Source organism: Methylobacterium sp. Ger2507, from assembly GCF_055231875.1.
This window is the reverse complement of record NZ_JBUYVC010000001.1, coordinates 64,554-78,575: the sequence shown is the minus strand read 5'-3', so window position 1 is coordinate 78,575 and position 14,022 is coordinate 64,554. Positions and strand designations below refer to the sequence as shown.

Annotated in this window: 12 protein-coding genes and 2 pseudogenes; 10 read left to right on the top strand and 4 right to left on the bottom strand. The window is 65.4% G+C overall.

Annotated elements, in window-relative coordinates; genetic code table 11:
* Positions 1-15: 15 nt before the first annotated feature.
* From ACV7NL_RS00415 to ACV7NL_RS00405, 3 genes are all read left to right on the top strand, one after another.
* Positions 16-180 (top strand): hypothetical protein, encoded by a 165-nt coding sequence (locus ACV7NL_RS00415; protein ID WP_463354590.1) that lies wholly within the window; start codon positions 16-18, stop codon positions 178-180.
* Between the two features lie 18 nt (positions 181-198).
* The gene (locus ACV7NL_RS00410) at positions 199-519 is read left to right on the top strand and encodes a hypothetical protein (RefSeq protein WP_463354589.1); all 321 of its coding nucleotides are present in this window, start codon (positions 199-201) and stop codon (positions 517-519) included.
* Positions 520-582: 63 nt separating this feature from the next.
* The gene (locus tag ACV7NL_RS00405; RefSeq protein WP_463354588.1) at positions 583-1,335 is read left to right on the top strand and encodes an endonuclease III domain-containing protein; all 753 of its coding nucleotides are present in this window, start codon (positions 583-585) and stop codon (positions 1,333-1,335) included.
* Positions 1,336-2,125: 790 nt separating this feature from the next.
* Here ACV7NL_RS00405 and ACV7NL_RS00400 read toward each other — a convergent pair.
* Entirely contained in the window at positions 2,126-4,039 is a 1,914-nt protein-coding gene (locus ACV7NL_RS00400; protein ID WP_463354587.1) for a potassium transporter Kup, read from the bottom strand.
* 278 nt (positions 4,040-4,317) lie between these two features.
* On the opposite strand from ACV7NL_RS00400, the gene ACV7NL_RS00395 reads away from it, so the two are divergent.
* From ACV7NL_RS00395 to ACV7NL_RS00380, 4 genes are all read left to right on the top strand, one after another.
* The gene (locus tag ACV7NL_RS00395) at positions 4,318-4,710 is read left to right on the top strand and encodes a heme utilization protein (RefSeq protein ID WP_463354586.1); all 393 of its coding nucleotides are present in this window, start codon (positions 4,318-4,320) and stop codon (positions 4,708-4,710) included.
* Positions 4,711-4,830: 120 nt separating this feature from the next.
* A complete protein-coding gene (locus ACV7NL_RS00390) occupies positions 4,831-6,006 on the top strand; it encodes a hypothetical protein (RefSeq protein ID WP_463354585.1) in 1,176 nt (391 codons plus the stop codon).
* A gap of 5 nt (positions 6,007-6,011) precedes the next feature.
* On the top strand, positions 6,012-6,833 hold the full coding sequence (locus ACV7NL_RS00385) for a mechanosensitive ion channel family protein (protein WP_463354584.1): 822 nt from the start codon (positions 6,012-6,014) through the stop codon (positions 6,831-6,833).
* Positions 6,834-7,141: 308 nt separating this feature from the next.
* The gene (locus ACV7NL_RS00380) at positions 7,142-8,134 is read left to right on the top strand and encodes a mechanosensitive ion channel family protein (RefSeq protein ID WP_463354583.1); all 993 of its coding nucleotides are present in this window, start codon (positions 7,142-7,144) and stop codon (positions 8,132-8,134) included.
* A 161-nt stretch (positions 8,135-8,295) separates the two neighbouring features.
* On the opposite strand, the pseudogene ACV7NL_RS00375 reads toward ACV7NL_RS00380, so the two are convergent.
* The 3 genes and pseudogenes from ACV7NL_RS00375 to ACV7NL_RS00365 form a co-directional block, all read right to left on the bottom strand.
* Positions 8,296-10,276: pseudogene (locus tag ACV7NL_RS00375) on the bottom strand (hybrid sensor histidine kinase/response regulator); the annotation flags it as partial.
* 153 nt (positions 10,277-10,429) lie between these two features.
* Positions 10,430-11,347, bottom strand: a pseudogene (locus ACV7NL_RS00370) (PAS domain-containing protein); the annotation flags it as partial.
* A gap of 427 nt (positions 11,348-11,774) precedes the next feature.
* Positions 11,775-12,149, bottom strand: coding sequence for a response regulator (locus ACV7NL_RS00365; RefSeq protein WP_463354582.1), 375 nt, complete (start codon positions 12,147-12,149; stop codon positions 11,775-11,777).
* 55 nt (positions 12,150-12,204) lie between these two features.
* Here ACV7NL_RS00365 and ACV7NL_RS00360 point away from each other — a divergent pair, with 55 nt between their 5' ends.
* The 3 genes from ACV7NL_RS00360 to ACV7NL_RS00350 are packed head-to-tail and all read left to right on the top strand — an operon-like array spanning position 12,205 to position 14,021.
* Entirely contained in the window at positions 12,205-13,227 is a 1,023-nt protein-coding gene (locus ACV7NL_RS00360; RefSeq protein ID WP_463354581.1) for an STAS domain-containing protein, read from the top strand.
* A gap of 4 nt (positions 13,228-13,231) precedes the next feature.
* Entirely contained in the window at positions 13,232-13,636 is a 405-nt protein-coding gene (locus tag ACV7NL_RS00355) for an STAS domain-containing protein (protein ID WP_463354580.1), read from the top strand.
* Entirely contained in the window at positions 13,617-14,021 is a 405-nt protein-coding gene (locus tag ACV7NL_RS00350; RefSeq protein ID WP_463354579.1) for an anti-sigma regulatory factor, read from the top strand. The genes ACV7NL_RS00355 and ACV7NL_RS00350 overlap by 20 nt, the downstream gene beginning before the upstream one ends.
* Position 14,022: the final 1 nt, after the last annotated feature.

Below are 14,022 nucleotides of genomic sequence, written 5' to 3'. Positions count from 1 at the left end.
GATTGCGAGCGACCGATGTCCCTAACCGATCTCAAGACCTACTACGTCACCGGCCTCCATGCCCTGCGCTCGGCCTGCGAGCAGGGTGCCGAGAGCGCCGGAATGTTGGCCGGCAGGGCTCGCGACGCCGATCTCAAGCAGATCGTGTCCGACTACCAGTCGACCGCCGCTAGGCACTAGGAGCGGATCGTCGGCTTCATGGACGAGCTCGACGTGCGACCGAACGGGTTTAAGGACCGGGTCATGGAAGGGATCGGCAAGGGTACCGACGAGATGCTGAAGGCCGGCGACAGGAGCATGATCGACCTGGGCGTGGTCTCCGGCAGCGCGACCGGCGTCCAATACTTCTCCAACGCCTTCGCCTCTCAGATGCCGACCTGCAGTGCGCTCGGCCTGGAAGGCCAGGGCGAGCAATGGCAGGCGATGGCCAGGGAGTGGCAGGACATCGAGAAGCGCCTGGGCGAGGTCGCCGGGAATGTCGTCGCCGCCGCGGCCCGGGATGATGGCAAGGCGGCCTGACCCACGAGCGAACCACGTGTGCCCGGTCCCCATGCGGGGATCGGGTGACTGAGAGGAGGGATCATGCCGACGACGCAGGAACGGTCGCGGACCGGAAGCTACCGGAAGACCGGCGCCGGAGGGCGGCAGGGAGCGGCCGGCGCGGAGGGCGCGCGGAGCTCCGCCGGCGAACTCGCGACGATCTACGGTATCCTTGGCCGCACCTATTCGACGTTCGAGGAGACCGACGATCCGTGGATGACGAACGGTCTGTCGTCGACGCCGTTCAGGAGCCTGGTGTCGGTCTGCCTGTCAACGATGACCATCACCAAGCGCGTCGTGAACGCCGCGGTGCCGCTCTACGAAAGGGTCTCGACGTTCGAGGGGCTCGCCGCGCTGGACGACGAGGAGTTGCGTCGCATCATCAAGCCGGTCGCCCACTACAACAGGAAGACCAAGCTCCTGAAGGCGATGTCGCGCATGATCCTAGACCGGCATGGCGGGGAGATCCCGCGGACGCGCGAGGCATTGATGGAGCTGCCCGGCGTCGGTCGCAAGGTCACCGACATCATGATGAACTTCGTCTTCTCGGAGGACAGCATCGCCGTCGATACGCACGTGCTGCGCGTCCTCAATCGCCTGGGCGTCGTGAGCACGTCCTCGGCCCAGGCAGCGGCGGACGTCATCAACGCCAGGACCCCGCCGCGTTTCAAGCGGCATGCCCACGAGTGGCTGATCCAGCATGGCATGAAGGTATGCGTCGCCCGCGTTCCGAAATGCGATGCATGCCCCCTGGCCGGAAATTGCGAGTGGTACGCGGATCACCGCGCGGCGTGAGGGCGGCCTACGGATCGGACGCCCCGGTTCTGCGACCACGGCTGACTCAAGGATGGGACGCCGCCCTTCGCAGGTCCTTGACGAAGCGTGCGAGCTTGTCTTCACCCCGGTCCTTTAGGGAGCCGGAGCAGGTGGCTCGACTGGACGTTGACCCAGCCCGCAGCCGGGCATCGCGATGGGCCGTCCGCTCTTGACCGACGGTCAGCGCCCGTCCCAGCAGCGAGCGTGCGGCAGTACCGCCAATGGCGATGGTCACGCTGAACCTCGAGATGAGACGCTTCTGCTCGACCTGGGAGGACCTCCGTCCGTCCGTTCTCGGGCTGCAACGCATCGTGGCGGACCCCGTCGCGTCGTCCGCCCACGACCCGTTTAGGATGAGGGCGCCGTTGTCAGGGAACGTCTAATGAGGGTGGAGAGCAGTCCGGCTGCTTTCGGCGGTGTGCTGTGCCTAAGCAGACATAGGCACAAGCGACGGGTGGCAGACGACTAACTCAGCTGCTCTCGTCGGGAAGGCGGAGAATGCTATGAATCTGCAGCCATCAGCGAACCACAGGAGGAAGCACCAGCATTTAGTACGAACCCAGGTATGAATATTACCAACATCATCGCGCTCCTGCACGTAGGCAGAGCTGACACGGCCGCTGCTTGATGATGGCCGACGCAATGTTTCGCTTTTGAACCCCAAAGTTCCGCATTTTTGAAAACTAGAGTAAATTCCGGCGGCATCGCTCCATGCGTTGCCGCCGGCATATGGAGAAGGAAACGGCACCGTCAGGGTCTGGCCTTAGGCTCAGATATCGATCCGGGCGCCGATCTCGACGGCTCGGTCAACCGGGATGCGGAAGTAGCGGGACGCGTCCGTCGCCGCACGGGCCATCGAGATGTAGAGCCGGTCCTGCCACACCGGCATGCCCGTCTCCGGCGAGGCCACCAGGACCCTTCGCGTCAGGAAGTACGACAGGTCGCCTTTGTCCAGGCCTGCGGCCGCCAGTGCGCGAGGAAGGTCGGGCAGCTCCGTGAAGCCGAAACGAACCTTCACGCACGAGAAGGCGTCGGAGAGTTTCTTCACCTCGACGCGCTCCGCGTCCGGGACCCGCGGCAAGTCTTCCGTCACCACGTGCAGGATGTAGTTGTTGGCGTGCAGCACGCGGTTGTGCCTGACGTTGTGCATCAGCGCCCCGGGCGTGTCCCCGGGCGTGCCTGTAAGGAATAGCGCTGTGCCGCCCACCCGCTGGATTGAGCCGGTCTCGGCCATGCGCGTGAACTCCGAGAGCGGCACGCGCCGGCGGTGGATCTCCGCGGCGATGAGGGCCGATCCGCGTCGCCAGGTCCACATCGCCGTGACGAGCGCGGCGCCGATGGTCAGCGGCACCCAGCCGCCATGCAGGATCTTGAGCGCGTTGGCCGAGAGGAACACCAGCTCGATGAGCAGGAACGGTGCGATGACCGCGGCCGCGACCGCAGGCGACCAGCGCCAGACCTTCCAGGCCACGACGAAGAGCAGGCAGGCGGTGATGACCATGTCGCCGGTGACCGCGATGCCGTAGGCTGCAGCCAGGCCGCTCGACGACTTGAACAGCACGACCACGAACACGACCGCGACGAGCAGCCACCAATTCACCCGCGGGATGTAGATCTGCCCCTTCTCGGTCTCGGAGGTGCGCAGGACGCGCATGCGCGGCAGCAGGCCAAGTTGCATGGCCTGTTGGGTGATCGAGAAGGTGCCGGTGATTACGGCCTGGCTGGCGATGACAGTCGCCACGGTGGCGAGCAGAACCATCGGCAGCAGGGCCCACGCCGGATAGAGCAGGAAGAACGGGTTCTCGATCCGCTCCGGGTGGGCGAGCAGCATGGCGCCCTGGCCGAGATAGTTCAGGGCAAGCGCCGGCAGCACCAGTCCGAACCAGGCCATCCGGATCGGTGACCGTCCGAAATGGCCCATGTCGGCGTAGAGCGCCTCAGCCCCGGTCACGGCCAGGAACACGGCGCCGAGTGCCAGCAGCCCGGCCGTACCGTGGCTCAGGATGAAGGAGACGCCGTGGGCCGGGTTGAACGCGCCCAGGATGCTGGGATCGTCGACGAGATGGCTTAGGCCCCCGAGGGCCATGACGATGAACCAGAACGCCGTCAGGGGCCCGAAGAAGGTCGCGACCCTTGCCGTCCCGAAGCTCTGGACGGCGAACAGGCCGATCAGGATGGCGAGGCTGATGGGCAGGACGTACGGGTCGGTGGCCGGGGTCACCAGCTTCAGCCCTTCCACCGCCGAGAGCACCGACATGGCCGGGGTGATGATGGCGTCGCCGAAGAACAGCGAGACGCCGACCATGCCGAGCACGATGACGAACCCGCCGGAGTGGCCCAGCGCCCGCTGGGCGAGCGCCACCAGGGAGGGCGTGCCGCCTTCGCCGTCGTTGTCGGCTCGCATCACCAGGAGCACGTACTTGAGCGTGACGATGAGGATGAGCGCCCAGAGGATCAGCGAGACGACGCCGAAGACCATCTCACGGGTGGGGGCGTGCCCCCCGCCGGCGGCGGCGTGCAGGGACTCCTTCAGGGCGTAAAGCGGGCTGGTGCCGATGTCGCCGTAGACCACCCCGACCGAGCCGAGCGTCAACGCCCAGAACCCTGACCTCGGGCCATGTCCCTCATCGGAGGGCAGCGGGGAATGCGACGTCGAGAACTCGGTCCTGGCGATTGCGGGCATCCACGGTCTCCACGTCCGCGAACGTGGGCAGCTCGCAAGGCAAGCCTCAACGGTCGAGGTGCTATGAACGTTCGCGCCTCTGAAGCTGATCGGGCCGTCAGGGATCGTCTGACCGTCGGCAGGCCGGTTGCCGTTCGACGGACACAAATGATTTTGGACCGTTTCAGCCATCGGCGACGTATCCGAATGTGTGACCGGAACGGATTACCCGATTGCCTGCTTCGGAGACTCCCGTCGCCGTCGACCCTTAACCCATGAACCCGTAGCGGAAGCCCCTCATGACACGCCGCCTTCGACCCTTGATCGCCCTCACGCTGCTGTTCTCCAACATCGTCCCGGCCGCCGCGGGGGACAAGAAGCTGAACGTTCCCGACGGTTACGACGGCTCCTGGTCCATCGCGGTCGCGACGAAGGAGGGACCGTGTCCCAATGGGCGGAACTACGACGTCCGGATCGCGAAAAGCGACGTTTCCTATCCGGGCGACGGCATCGACGTGGACGGCAGCGTCGCGGCCGGCGGCGGCGTACGGGCGACCATCACCAAGGGCACGATGACGGCGAGCATCTCAGGCGATCTGGACCGTAAGGGAACCGGCACCGGAACCTGGAGATCGACAGGGGAGAGCCTGTTCACCTGCAGCGGCACATGGAGCGCCCGTCGGGGCGGTTGATGCACCGTTTCGTCCGGAAGACAGGGAGGCGCCCGCCGCGTACCGACGGGACGGGGTCCCCCTAGCAACGAACCTTGGCGGTTGACGTTGTCAGGCGCGAGCATGGGATACGGCGAGGCGATGGCGGAGAGGGACGATACGGCAGGCCTGATCCCGCTCGAAGACGCCGAAGCGCCCTCGGTTCCGAACGAGGAGATCGCGAGACGTTACCTCGGACGGCTGCTCGCCCTGTTCCATCACAAGAGGTCCGAGCCGTTCATCGCCGACGACAAGCTGCACAAGGCGACCCTGCAGCGGCTCAACGAGGTCGTTGCGCCCCCTGCTTGCGGTCCCGTCCTGGCGGAGATCCAAGCGACCGCCGAGCGATGGCTGGGCCGCCTTCCGACGGCCTCCCACGTCCTGACGGTGGTGCTTCCTCCCTGCGACGAGAATGCAGTCATCGAAACGTGGGCGATGCAAGCGGGCCATCAGATCCTCGCCGCACCGTCGCGACAATCACTCGTCGCGTCGGTGCCGCCGGCCCTGCCCGAACTCGACGGGACGGGCGTCCTGGTCATTCCCCGGCTGGAGGACTGGTTCCTCCGACACCGGGACGGCCTCAGGGCCGTGCGAGCGCTGCTGGCGGCCATAGACGCCTTGGATCGCCCGGTGGTCGTCGGCTGCAACGCCTGGGCTTGGGCGCTCCTGGGCAAGGCGACCGGGGCCGACGCTCTCCTGCCGGATGCCGTGACGATCAGGCCCTTCGACGCGCCGCGCCTGCATGCGTGGTTCGTCCAGCTCTCGACCTCCGAGGCCACCGGCGCGATGCGCTTCCGCCTGCCCGGAACGGGTGAGGACGTCCTCGCCACCGACGCGACCGGCGCCCCCGACAACGACTACCTGCGCAAGCTCGCCGGTCGCAGTCTCGGCGTGCCCTGGGTCGCCTGGCACCTGTGGCGGCGAAGCCTGCGCTCGGGTGACGACGAGGGCGTTGCCGACGACGTCAAGGCGGCGGTTACGGATGGGCAGGCGAGCGAGCAGACCCTGTGGGTCGCCGCCCTCGACGAATACCTCCTGCCGGGCACGGACGACGATGCCGCGCTTCACGTCCTGCACGCGTTGCTGATCCACGGACCGCTGACTCCCGAGGAATTGCGATTCGTCCTGCCGGTGGTGGGGGAATCGAACGTCGTCCCGACCCTGGTCCGTGCGGGCTTCTTGGAGCGTCAGGGCGACCGGTTCGCCTGCCGGGCCGCGGCCTATCCGGCCATCAGGGACGGGCTGGAGGCCGCGGGCTTTCCGTTGGGACAGGTGTGAACGGCATGGCGACGGCACAGGACGTCCAGGACGGCGGCGTGCAGCTGGTCCACAGCCTCCAGGACATCCGGTTCTGGGAGATCGGCCTCATCATCGTCGGCACATGGGTCGCGATCTGGCTGGTGCGAAGCACCTTCCCGTTCCTCGCCGAGCGTGGACCGAGCCGGCTGCGCCTCTACCTGCTGGCCGCGGTGCCCATCGCCCGGCTGCTGCTGATGGTGGTGGCCATCGTCTGGATCGTACCCATCGTCTTCAACATCACCCTCCAGAACTTCCTCGTCATCGCCGGCGCAGCGAGCGTCGCCATCGGCTTCGCGTTCAAGGATTACGTCAGCAGCCTGATCGCCGGGGTGGTCGCGCTCGTCGAGCGGCCCTACCGCCCGGGTGACTGGGTCAAGGTCGGCAGCGACTACGGCGAGGTCCGCAACGTCGGCCTGCGCGCGATCCTGCTCCAGACCCCGGACGACAACGCGGTGACCGTCCCGCACTCCACCATCTGGACCGACCGGATCACCAATTCGAACGACGGGGCCCAGACCTTGCAATGCGTCGCCGACTTCTACCTTCTCCCGCGCCACGACGGCGCCCTGGTGCGCTCGCTGCTCCGGGACGTCGCCCTGACCAGCCCCTACTTAAACTACGACAAGCCGGTCCGGGTGGTGCTGCACGAGGAGCCCTGGGGCACGCACTACAAGCTGCGCGCATACCCGTTCGACATGCGCGACCAGTTCGCCTTTGTCAGCGACCTGACGGTACGCGGCAAGCTGGCGGTCGCCGATGCCGGGGCCATCGAAGCGGTCGCGCTCGTGCCGCCTCCGGGCCCATGACGAGAGCGTGAGCGAACGGTTGCCGGGGTGGCGCCAACGTCATCGTGACCCGCGGCCGTACCCGGCGTGCGGAACATCCCGGGTCCTGGCCTCTTGAGCAGCCGGCACGCGCCGATGTGGTGAGTGGGTGATCCCGGCGAACCTCCAGGGCATGGCGGTCCCTTTCTTCCGGGACCAAAGCCGTGGTCCACAAGGTTGCGGCGAAGGTACCAGCATCCTCGACTGTCGACCCCGAGGGGTCGGCATGACCCTGGCCGAGACCAGGCTTTCCGCGCCGACGCGTACTCCCAACCGAGGACCGTGACACCGTGCATCTGTTTGGTATCGATTGGGTCGGCGTGAATGCCGAGAACGGTCAGAAGCTCCTGCTCTCCCTGGTGTTCATCGCCGTCGTCGTCGGCGGCGGGATCGGCCTTCGTGCCCTGGTCGGCCTGATCCTCAGCCGGACCGACCATTCCAGCGTTCAGACCAAGTTCTGGACGCGCCAGGGCATCAGCCTGCTCGCGGCGGTCCTGCTGATCCTCGGCCTGCTCTCGATCTGGTTCAACGACCCAACCCGGCTCGCCACCGCCTTCGGCCTCGTCTCCGCCGGCCTCGCCTTCGCCCTACAACAGGTCGTCACTTCGCTCGCCGGCTACTTCGTCATCCTGAGGGGCGCGACCTTCACGGTGGGCGACCGCATCTCGATGGGCGGCGTCCGCGGCGACGTGATGCGCCTCGGCTTCATCCAAACCACCATCATGGAGATGGGCCAGCCGCCGTCCGTCCAGGGCGCCTCGCCGGCGATGTGGGTGCAGAGTCGCCAGTTCACCGGCCGCATCGTCACCGTGAGCAACTCGAAGATTTTCTCTGACCCGGTCTACAACTACACCCGCGACTTCCCGTTCATCTGGGAGGAGATGGTCATCCCGATCACCTACGCCGACGACCGCGCGCGGGCCGAGGCGATCCTGCTGGAGGCTGCCAAAGCGCATGCCATCGACGCCGACGCCATGCCGGCGGTTGCGAAGACGCGCCTCCAGGAGCGCTTCGGTGTCGAGCCCATCGATCTCGTACCCCGGGTGTACTACCGGATCACCGACAACTGGCTGGAACTGAGCGTGCGCTTCATCCTCGGCACGCACCAGATCCGTGGTGCCAAGGACGCCATGAGCCGGGACATCCTAGCGGGCTTCGACGAGGCCGGCATCGGCATCGCCTCCGCGACCTACGACATCGTTGGGATGCCTCCCATTCGGCTCGCCAGCCGGGAACGCGCTGGTTCCGCCGATTCCGCATCATCGGTGTCGGTTGGCAGGTAACGGCGCCGGTTCCATGCTCGACACCACTCAAGGATAGCCGCCTGGCTCAACGTCAGGGTCCATCCGAATACCGGCGTTGACCGTTCGCCTGAGCTGGGTGCCGCCACGCCAAGGCCTCGTACATTCTGTTTGAGGCGACCGGACGGTGGGCCTAAGGACAGGATTATCTCGCGGATGCGCGCCGCCATCGCGTCGACCGCGAAAGGCTTGGTCATCACCGCCATACCGGGCTTCAGGTGCCCGTTGCCGAGCACCGAGTTCTCCGCGTAGCCGGTGATGAACAGCACCTTAAGACTGGGACGGGTCTCGCGGGCCGCATCGGCCATCTGGCGGCCGTTCATGCCCCCCGGCAGGCCGACATCGGTGACTAAGAGGTCGGTGCGCACGTCGGACTGCAGCACCTTGAGCCCGGCCAAACTGTCGCCGGCCTCGATGGCGGTGTAGCCGAGATCCTCCAGGATGTCGGTCACCAGCATCCGTACGGTGGGTTCGTCGTCCACCACCAGCACCGTCTCGCCTTGCTCGGAGCGGGCGAGCCTGGTCGAGGGAACGGTGTCCCGCTCCGCCTCTCCCTCGCCGTGGTGTCGCGGCAGGTAGAGGCAGACCGTGGTCCCCTCGCCGAGCTCGGAGTAGATCCGAACCTGCCCGCCGGATTGCTTGGCGAAGCCGTAGATCATCGACAGGCCGAGGCCGGTGCCCTCGCCGATGGGCTTGGTCGTGAAGAACGGCTCGAACACCCGTTTGATCACCTCCGGCGACATGCCGGTGCCGTTGTCGCTCACGCACAGCGAGAGGTACTGCCCCTCGGGGATGTCGTGCCGCTGCGACGCGGATCGATCCAACCACTTGTTGGCGGTCTCGATGGTCAGCCTGCCCCCGTCCGGCATCGCGTCGCGGGCGTTGATGCAGAGGTTCAGCAGCGCGTTTTCAAGCTGGGGAGGATCCACCAGCGCAGTCCAGAGGCCGGGGGTCCCGACCGTCTCCACGTGGATGGCCGGACCGACCGTGCGCCGGACCATCTCCTCCATGCCGTTGACGAGCCGGTTCACGTCGGTCGGGCGCGGGTCGAGGGTCTGGCGTCGCGAGAAGGCGAGGATGACGATGGGTCAGCGCGGCGGCGCGCCTGGAAGCGCCTTGGGCGGCCGCCATGTAGCGCTCGACGTCGTTGAACCGTCCCTGGGCCATGCGGGTCTGCATTAGCTCCAGACTGCCCGAGATGCCGGCCAGCAGGTTGTTGAAGTCGTGCGCCAAGCCGCCCGTGAGTTGGCCAACGGCCTCCATCTTCTGGGACTGGCGCAGGGCCTCCTCGGCGGACCGCAGGTCCGTGACATCGGTCGCCTCCGGCACGATCTCGACGACCTCGCCGGTCCTGTCGCGCACCGGCGCCATCCGAAAGTCGTAGATCCGCGTCTCCCCCGAGGGCAGTTGCAGCGCCATCTCCGTCTTGATGCTCTCGCCGGCTCCTGCCGCGGCGATGCCTGCGCTCACGATGTCCGGCATGCCCGGCGTGCCGTTGAACCACGGCGTGTCGGCGAAAGGCTTGCCGACGACGTCACCATGTTCGGCGCCAATGGCATCGAGGCTGGCGCGATTGGCATCGCGCAGGGTGCCGTCGAGGTCGAGTACGCCGATGAGCTGACGGGTCGCGTCGTACATCGCGCGTTGGCGCGCGTTTGCGATCTGCAGGGAGTTCGTACGCTCGGCGAGCGCTTCCGCCTGTTGCTTGTCGGCCGTGATATGCCGCCCGCTCGCGTAGATCAGGTCCCCCTCGGGCGCGGCAACCCAGGAGATCCATCGGAAGCCGCCATCCTTGTGGCGATAGCGGTTCTCGACGACGGGTAGCACGTCGGTCCGGGCATGCCGAAGCGCGTCCTCGGTGACGGCCTCGTCATCCGGGAGGACGAAATCGAACACGGGACGGCCGATCACCTCGTCGGGCAGCCATCCGAGGATCGTGGTGAAGGCCGGATTGACGGACCTAAACACGCCGGCTCCGTCGATGACGAGCTGGATGTCCTGGGTGTTGCGCCACAGTCGGTCCCGCTCGCGCGTCCGATCCCCGACCCGTTCCTCCAGCGTATCGTTCAGGTCGCGCAGTCGCGCATCGGCTTCCTGCCGCCTCGTCGTATCGACGATCAGCATCGCCACGTGGTTGTCGGCCGTCCCCGCCGGGAACAGGTGGGCGTCGTACCAGCGTCCGAGCGGCTTGGCCTCCCGCTCGAAGCGCAGGGGCCGGCCCGTCCGCGCCACCTGCCCGTAGGCGTCGTGCCATTCCTGCTCGATCCCCGGAGCCACCTCCGTCGCCCAGCCACCGACCACGTCGACCAAGCCGGTGTGCCGTCCGAATGCGGGGTTCACCTCAAGCACGCGGTGGTCTATGGCCCGTCTGTCCTCGGCGAATTTCACCTCGGCGATGCAGAACCCGACATCGATGTTCTCGAACAGCGTACGATAGCGCCGCTCGCTCGCCTCCAGAGCCTTTCGGGCCGCATGTGCCTCGGTCGCGTCGAACCCCTGGACGAAGATGCCCGTGACCCCGCCGTCCTCGTCCTTGACTGGCTCGTAGACAAAATCGACGACACGTTCCTCGGTGGCCGATCCCGACCGTCGCAGCAGGATTGGCACGCCCGACGCGACGAAGCGTTCGCCTGTAGAGAACACGGAATCGAGAAGTTCGTAAAAACCCTGTCCCGCGATCTCGGGGAGCGCATCCCGCACGGTCTTGCCGACGAGATCGCGCTCGCCGACAAGACGCAGGTAAGCCTTGTTGACGAACGTGAAGACGTGTTCCGGGCCATCGAGAATGGCCGTGAACCCCGGAGCCTGCTCGAAGAGCTTACGCTGTCGTGCGGCCTCGGCAGCTCCGCGCCTTTCCGCAAGCACGCGATCAGTGGTCTCGGTGGCCGCGCAGTAGAAGCCTGCGACGGCACCGTTTTCGTCTCGGAGTGGTGTATAGGAGAAGGTGAAGTAACCGATGGGCTTCGAACGGCCCGATAGGGCTACGGGACGGTCGACGAAGTGCTGCGCCTCGCCTGCGAGGGTGGCTCGGATGATGGGTTGGTACTCGTCCCAGATCTCCGCCCAGACCTCCGGGAACGGCTTGCCGAACGCGGCCGGATGCTTGGTGCAGACGATGGGGAGATAGGCATCGTTGTAGAGGAACGTGAGTGCGGGCCCCCAAACCACCGATACCGGCTGCTGCGCACCCAGCATCAGGCTTACCGCGGTCGCCAATGCCGGCGGCCAGGTTTCGGGGGGGGCCAAGGGACGCCGCCGACCAAACTCGATCCTTCAGGAGCTCTACGATATCGCCGGCTCTAGCAATGCCAGACATTGCATCCGCCATGATTTCACGTCGTCTCGTCATCTGGTCCAAAGACCGACGTCACGGCGCGATCACACCAGTTGTGCGAAGCGGGGGGCTTCTTATGCCAGCCGGGTCCTCTTTCGAAACATCGGTTCCGACAAGGTGATGGAGTTGAGAATTTCAACGTTGAATCTGCGTAGTCCGGCAAATACACGGACAGCTAAAATCTCTCTAAGACGAGAGTACTATCGAACGAAATCGAAGACATATAGCTCGTAAGTAATAATTATTCATGTATTTCGTTGTGAAAATCTTGCCACGTCAGTGGTCGCATTAGCATGCGCTATGGATGGCCTCGACCACCTCCGATGTTCCGTAGGGCTTCGGCACAAACAAGCCATGATCCGGGATTTCGTCATCGGAGAGGCGGTGTCGTCCTGAGGTCAGGACGAGGCGGATATCCGGCCAGCAGGCAAAAACCCTTTGTGCAAGGATTAGCCCGCACATCGACCCGGGCATGTCGATGTCTGTGAAAAGCACCCCTATGTCCGGCCGAGTCTCCAAAATTTGCCATGCTTGGTCGGCGTGGCAGGCCTCAACCACAAGGAAGCCGAGTTCTTCGAGCATGTCGACCGCGTTCATGCGCACGAGGTCATCATCCTCGACGACGAGGACGACCGACGAGGGAAGAGAACGCTTCGTCGACATGGCTTCTCAACAGAGGCTGGGAGCATTGGTTGCCAACTCGGAACGAACTCGATGGATGAACAAGCGTTTCTGCGGCAAGGGAAAAGGCTCCCACGCGACTGTGTGCGTGACCGAAAGAGCTATCGAGGTCGAGCCGTGTGGGCTAAAACGCGGTCAAAATCGAAGCCGGTTCTACCAAGGGAATAGCAGAATGGGGATGGACGGTACCGAGGCCCTGACCAGGGCAGTCACCGAGGAGGAAGGCGCGATCCTCGAAGCTTGGGTCGGGTTGCTGAAGGCCAGCGGTTCGCTCCAGACAGGTCGCATCCGCGAGGCCGAACTCACCACGCAGGCCAAGACAGTTTTCAGACAGTTTTGGGAGGCGCTTGCGTCCGGTGGGACCGATGCGAACGGCGATGCCTTCACGTCGTTACGCGACACCCTCGGCGACATCTCGCGTTCGCGGGCGATCCAAGGCTTCACGCCCACCGACACGGCGAATTTTGTGCTCTCGCTCAAGGAGCCGATCTTCGACGCGCTGAATCGCGTGTCCCGAGAGGACGCCGGACAAGTAGCGGCTGGAACTTGGTCGGCGAGCAAGGTGCTCGACCAGCTCTCCCTCCACACCATGGAAGTGTTTCTGGCCAGCCGCGAGGAAATCATCGGGCGTCAGGGTCAGGAGATCGCCGAACTTTCGACGCCGGTCGTCCGCCTGTGGAACGGCATCCTGGCACTTCCGCTGATCGGAACCCTGGATAGTGCCCGGACCGGTATCGTGATGGAGAACCTGCTCCAGGCCATCGTCGACGAGGAGGCGGAAATAGCCATCATCGACATCACCGGCGTGCCGACCGTCGACACGCTTGTGGCGCAGCATCTCTTAAAGACGGTCGCCGCCGCGCGCTTGATGGGAGCGGACTGCCTGATCTCCGGCATCCGACCCCAGATCGCCCAGACTATGGTGCATCTCGGCGTCGAGTTGAACGTCGTCTCAAAGGCGACGCTGGCCGATGCATTCGCCCTGGCGCTGAAGCGGACCGGCCGCACGGTCGTTCGCCAGAAGCCATCGCTGCCTGGCGCAACCGAGTACGGACGGTAGTCCGATGGACCGTATCCCGATCCTCAAGTTCGGTGGCGCGCTCATCGTCACAATCCAGGTCGACATGCACGACCGCCTGGCCCTCGCCTTGGAGGAGGATCTCACCACCAGGATCGTGAGCACCGGCGCGCGGGGTGTCCTGATCGAGATCTCCGCTCTCGAAATCGTAGATTCCTTCATCGGTCGTATGCTCGACAACATCGCCGCCATCGCACGCGTCCTTGATGCCGAGACCGTGATCGTCGGTATGCGGCCCGCGGTTGCGATCACGCTGGTCGAACTCGGCCTTGAGCTAACGGGTATCAGGACCGCTTTGAACGTCGAACGGGGCATGGCAATCATCCAGGCTCGGCTGTCGGAGGATGGGGCCCTCGGTCACGGGAGCGACCGTGACCGCCACGAAGACTGAGGTCCTGCCCATCCGCAGCGGTGATGACGTCGTACGCGTCCGGCAGCGGGTACGGACCCTGGCCGTCGAAATAGGCCTTGGCATCGTCGACCAGACCAAGATCATCACTGCGGCGAGCGAACTTGCACGCAACGCGCTCGACTACGGAGGTGGCGGCGAGGTCACGACCGAAATCCTTAAGGTCGGCACTAGGAAAGGCCTTCGCCTGACCTTCGAGGACAAGGGGCCGGGCATACCGGACATCGAGAAGGCGCTGACGGACCATTTCACCACCGGCGGTGGTCTCGGGCTCGGCCTGGGAGGAGCGAAACGTCTCTCGAACGAGTTCGATATCGAGTCGACGCCTGGTGTCGGCACGCGCGTCATGATCGCGCGCTGGAAATGAA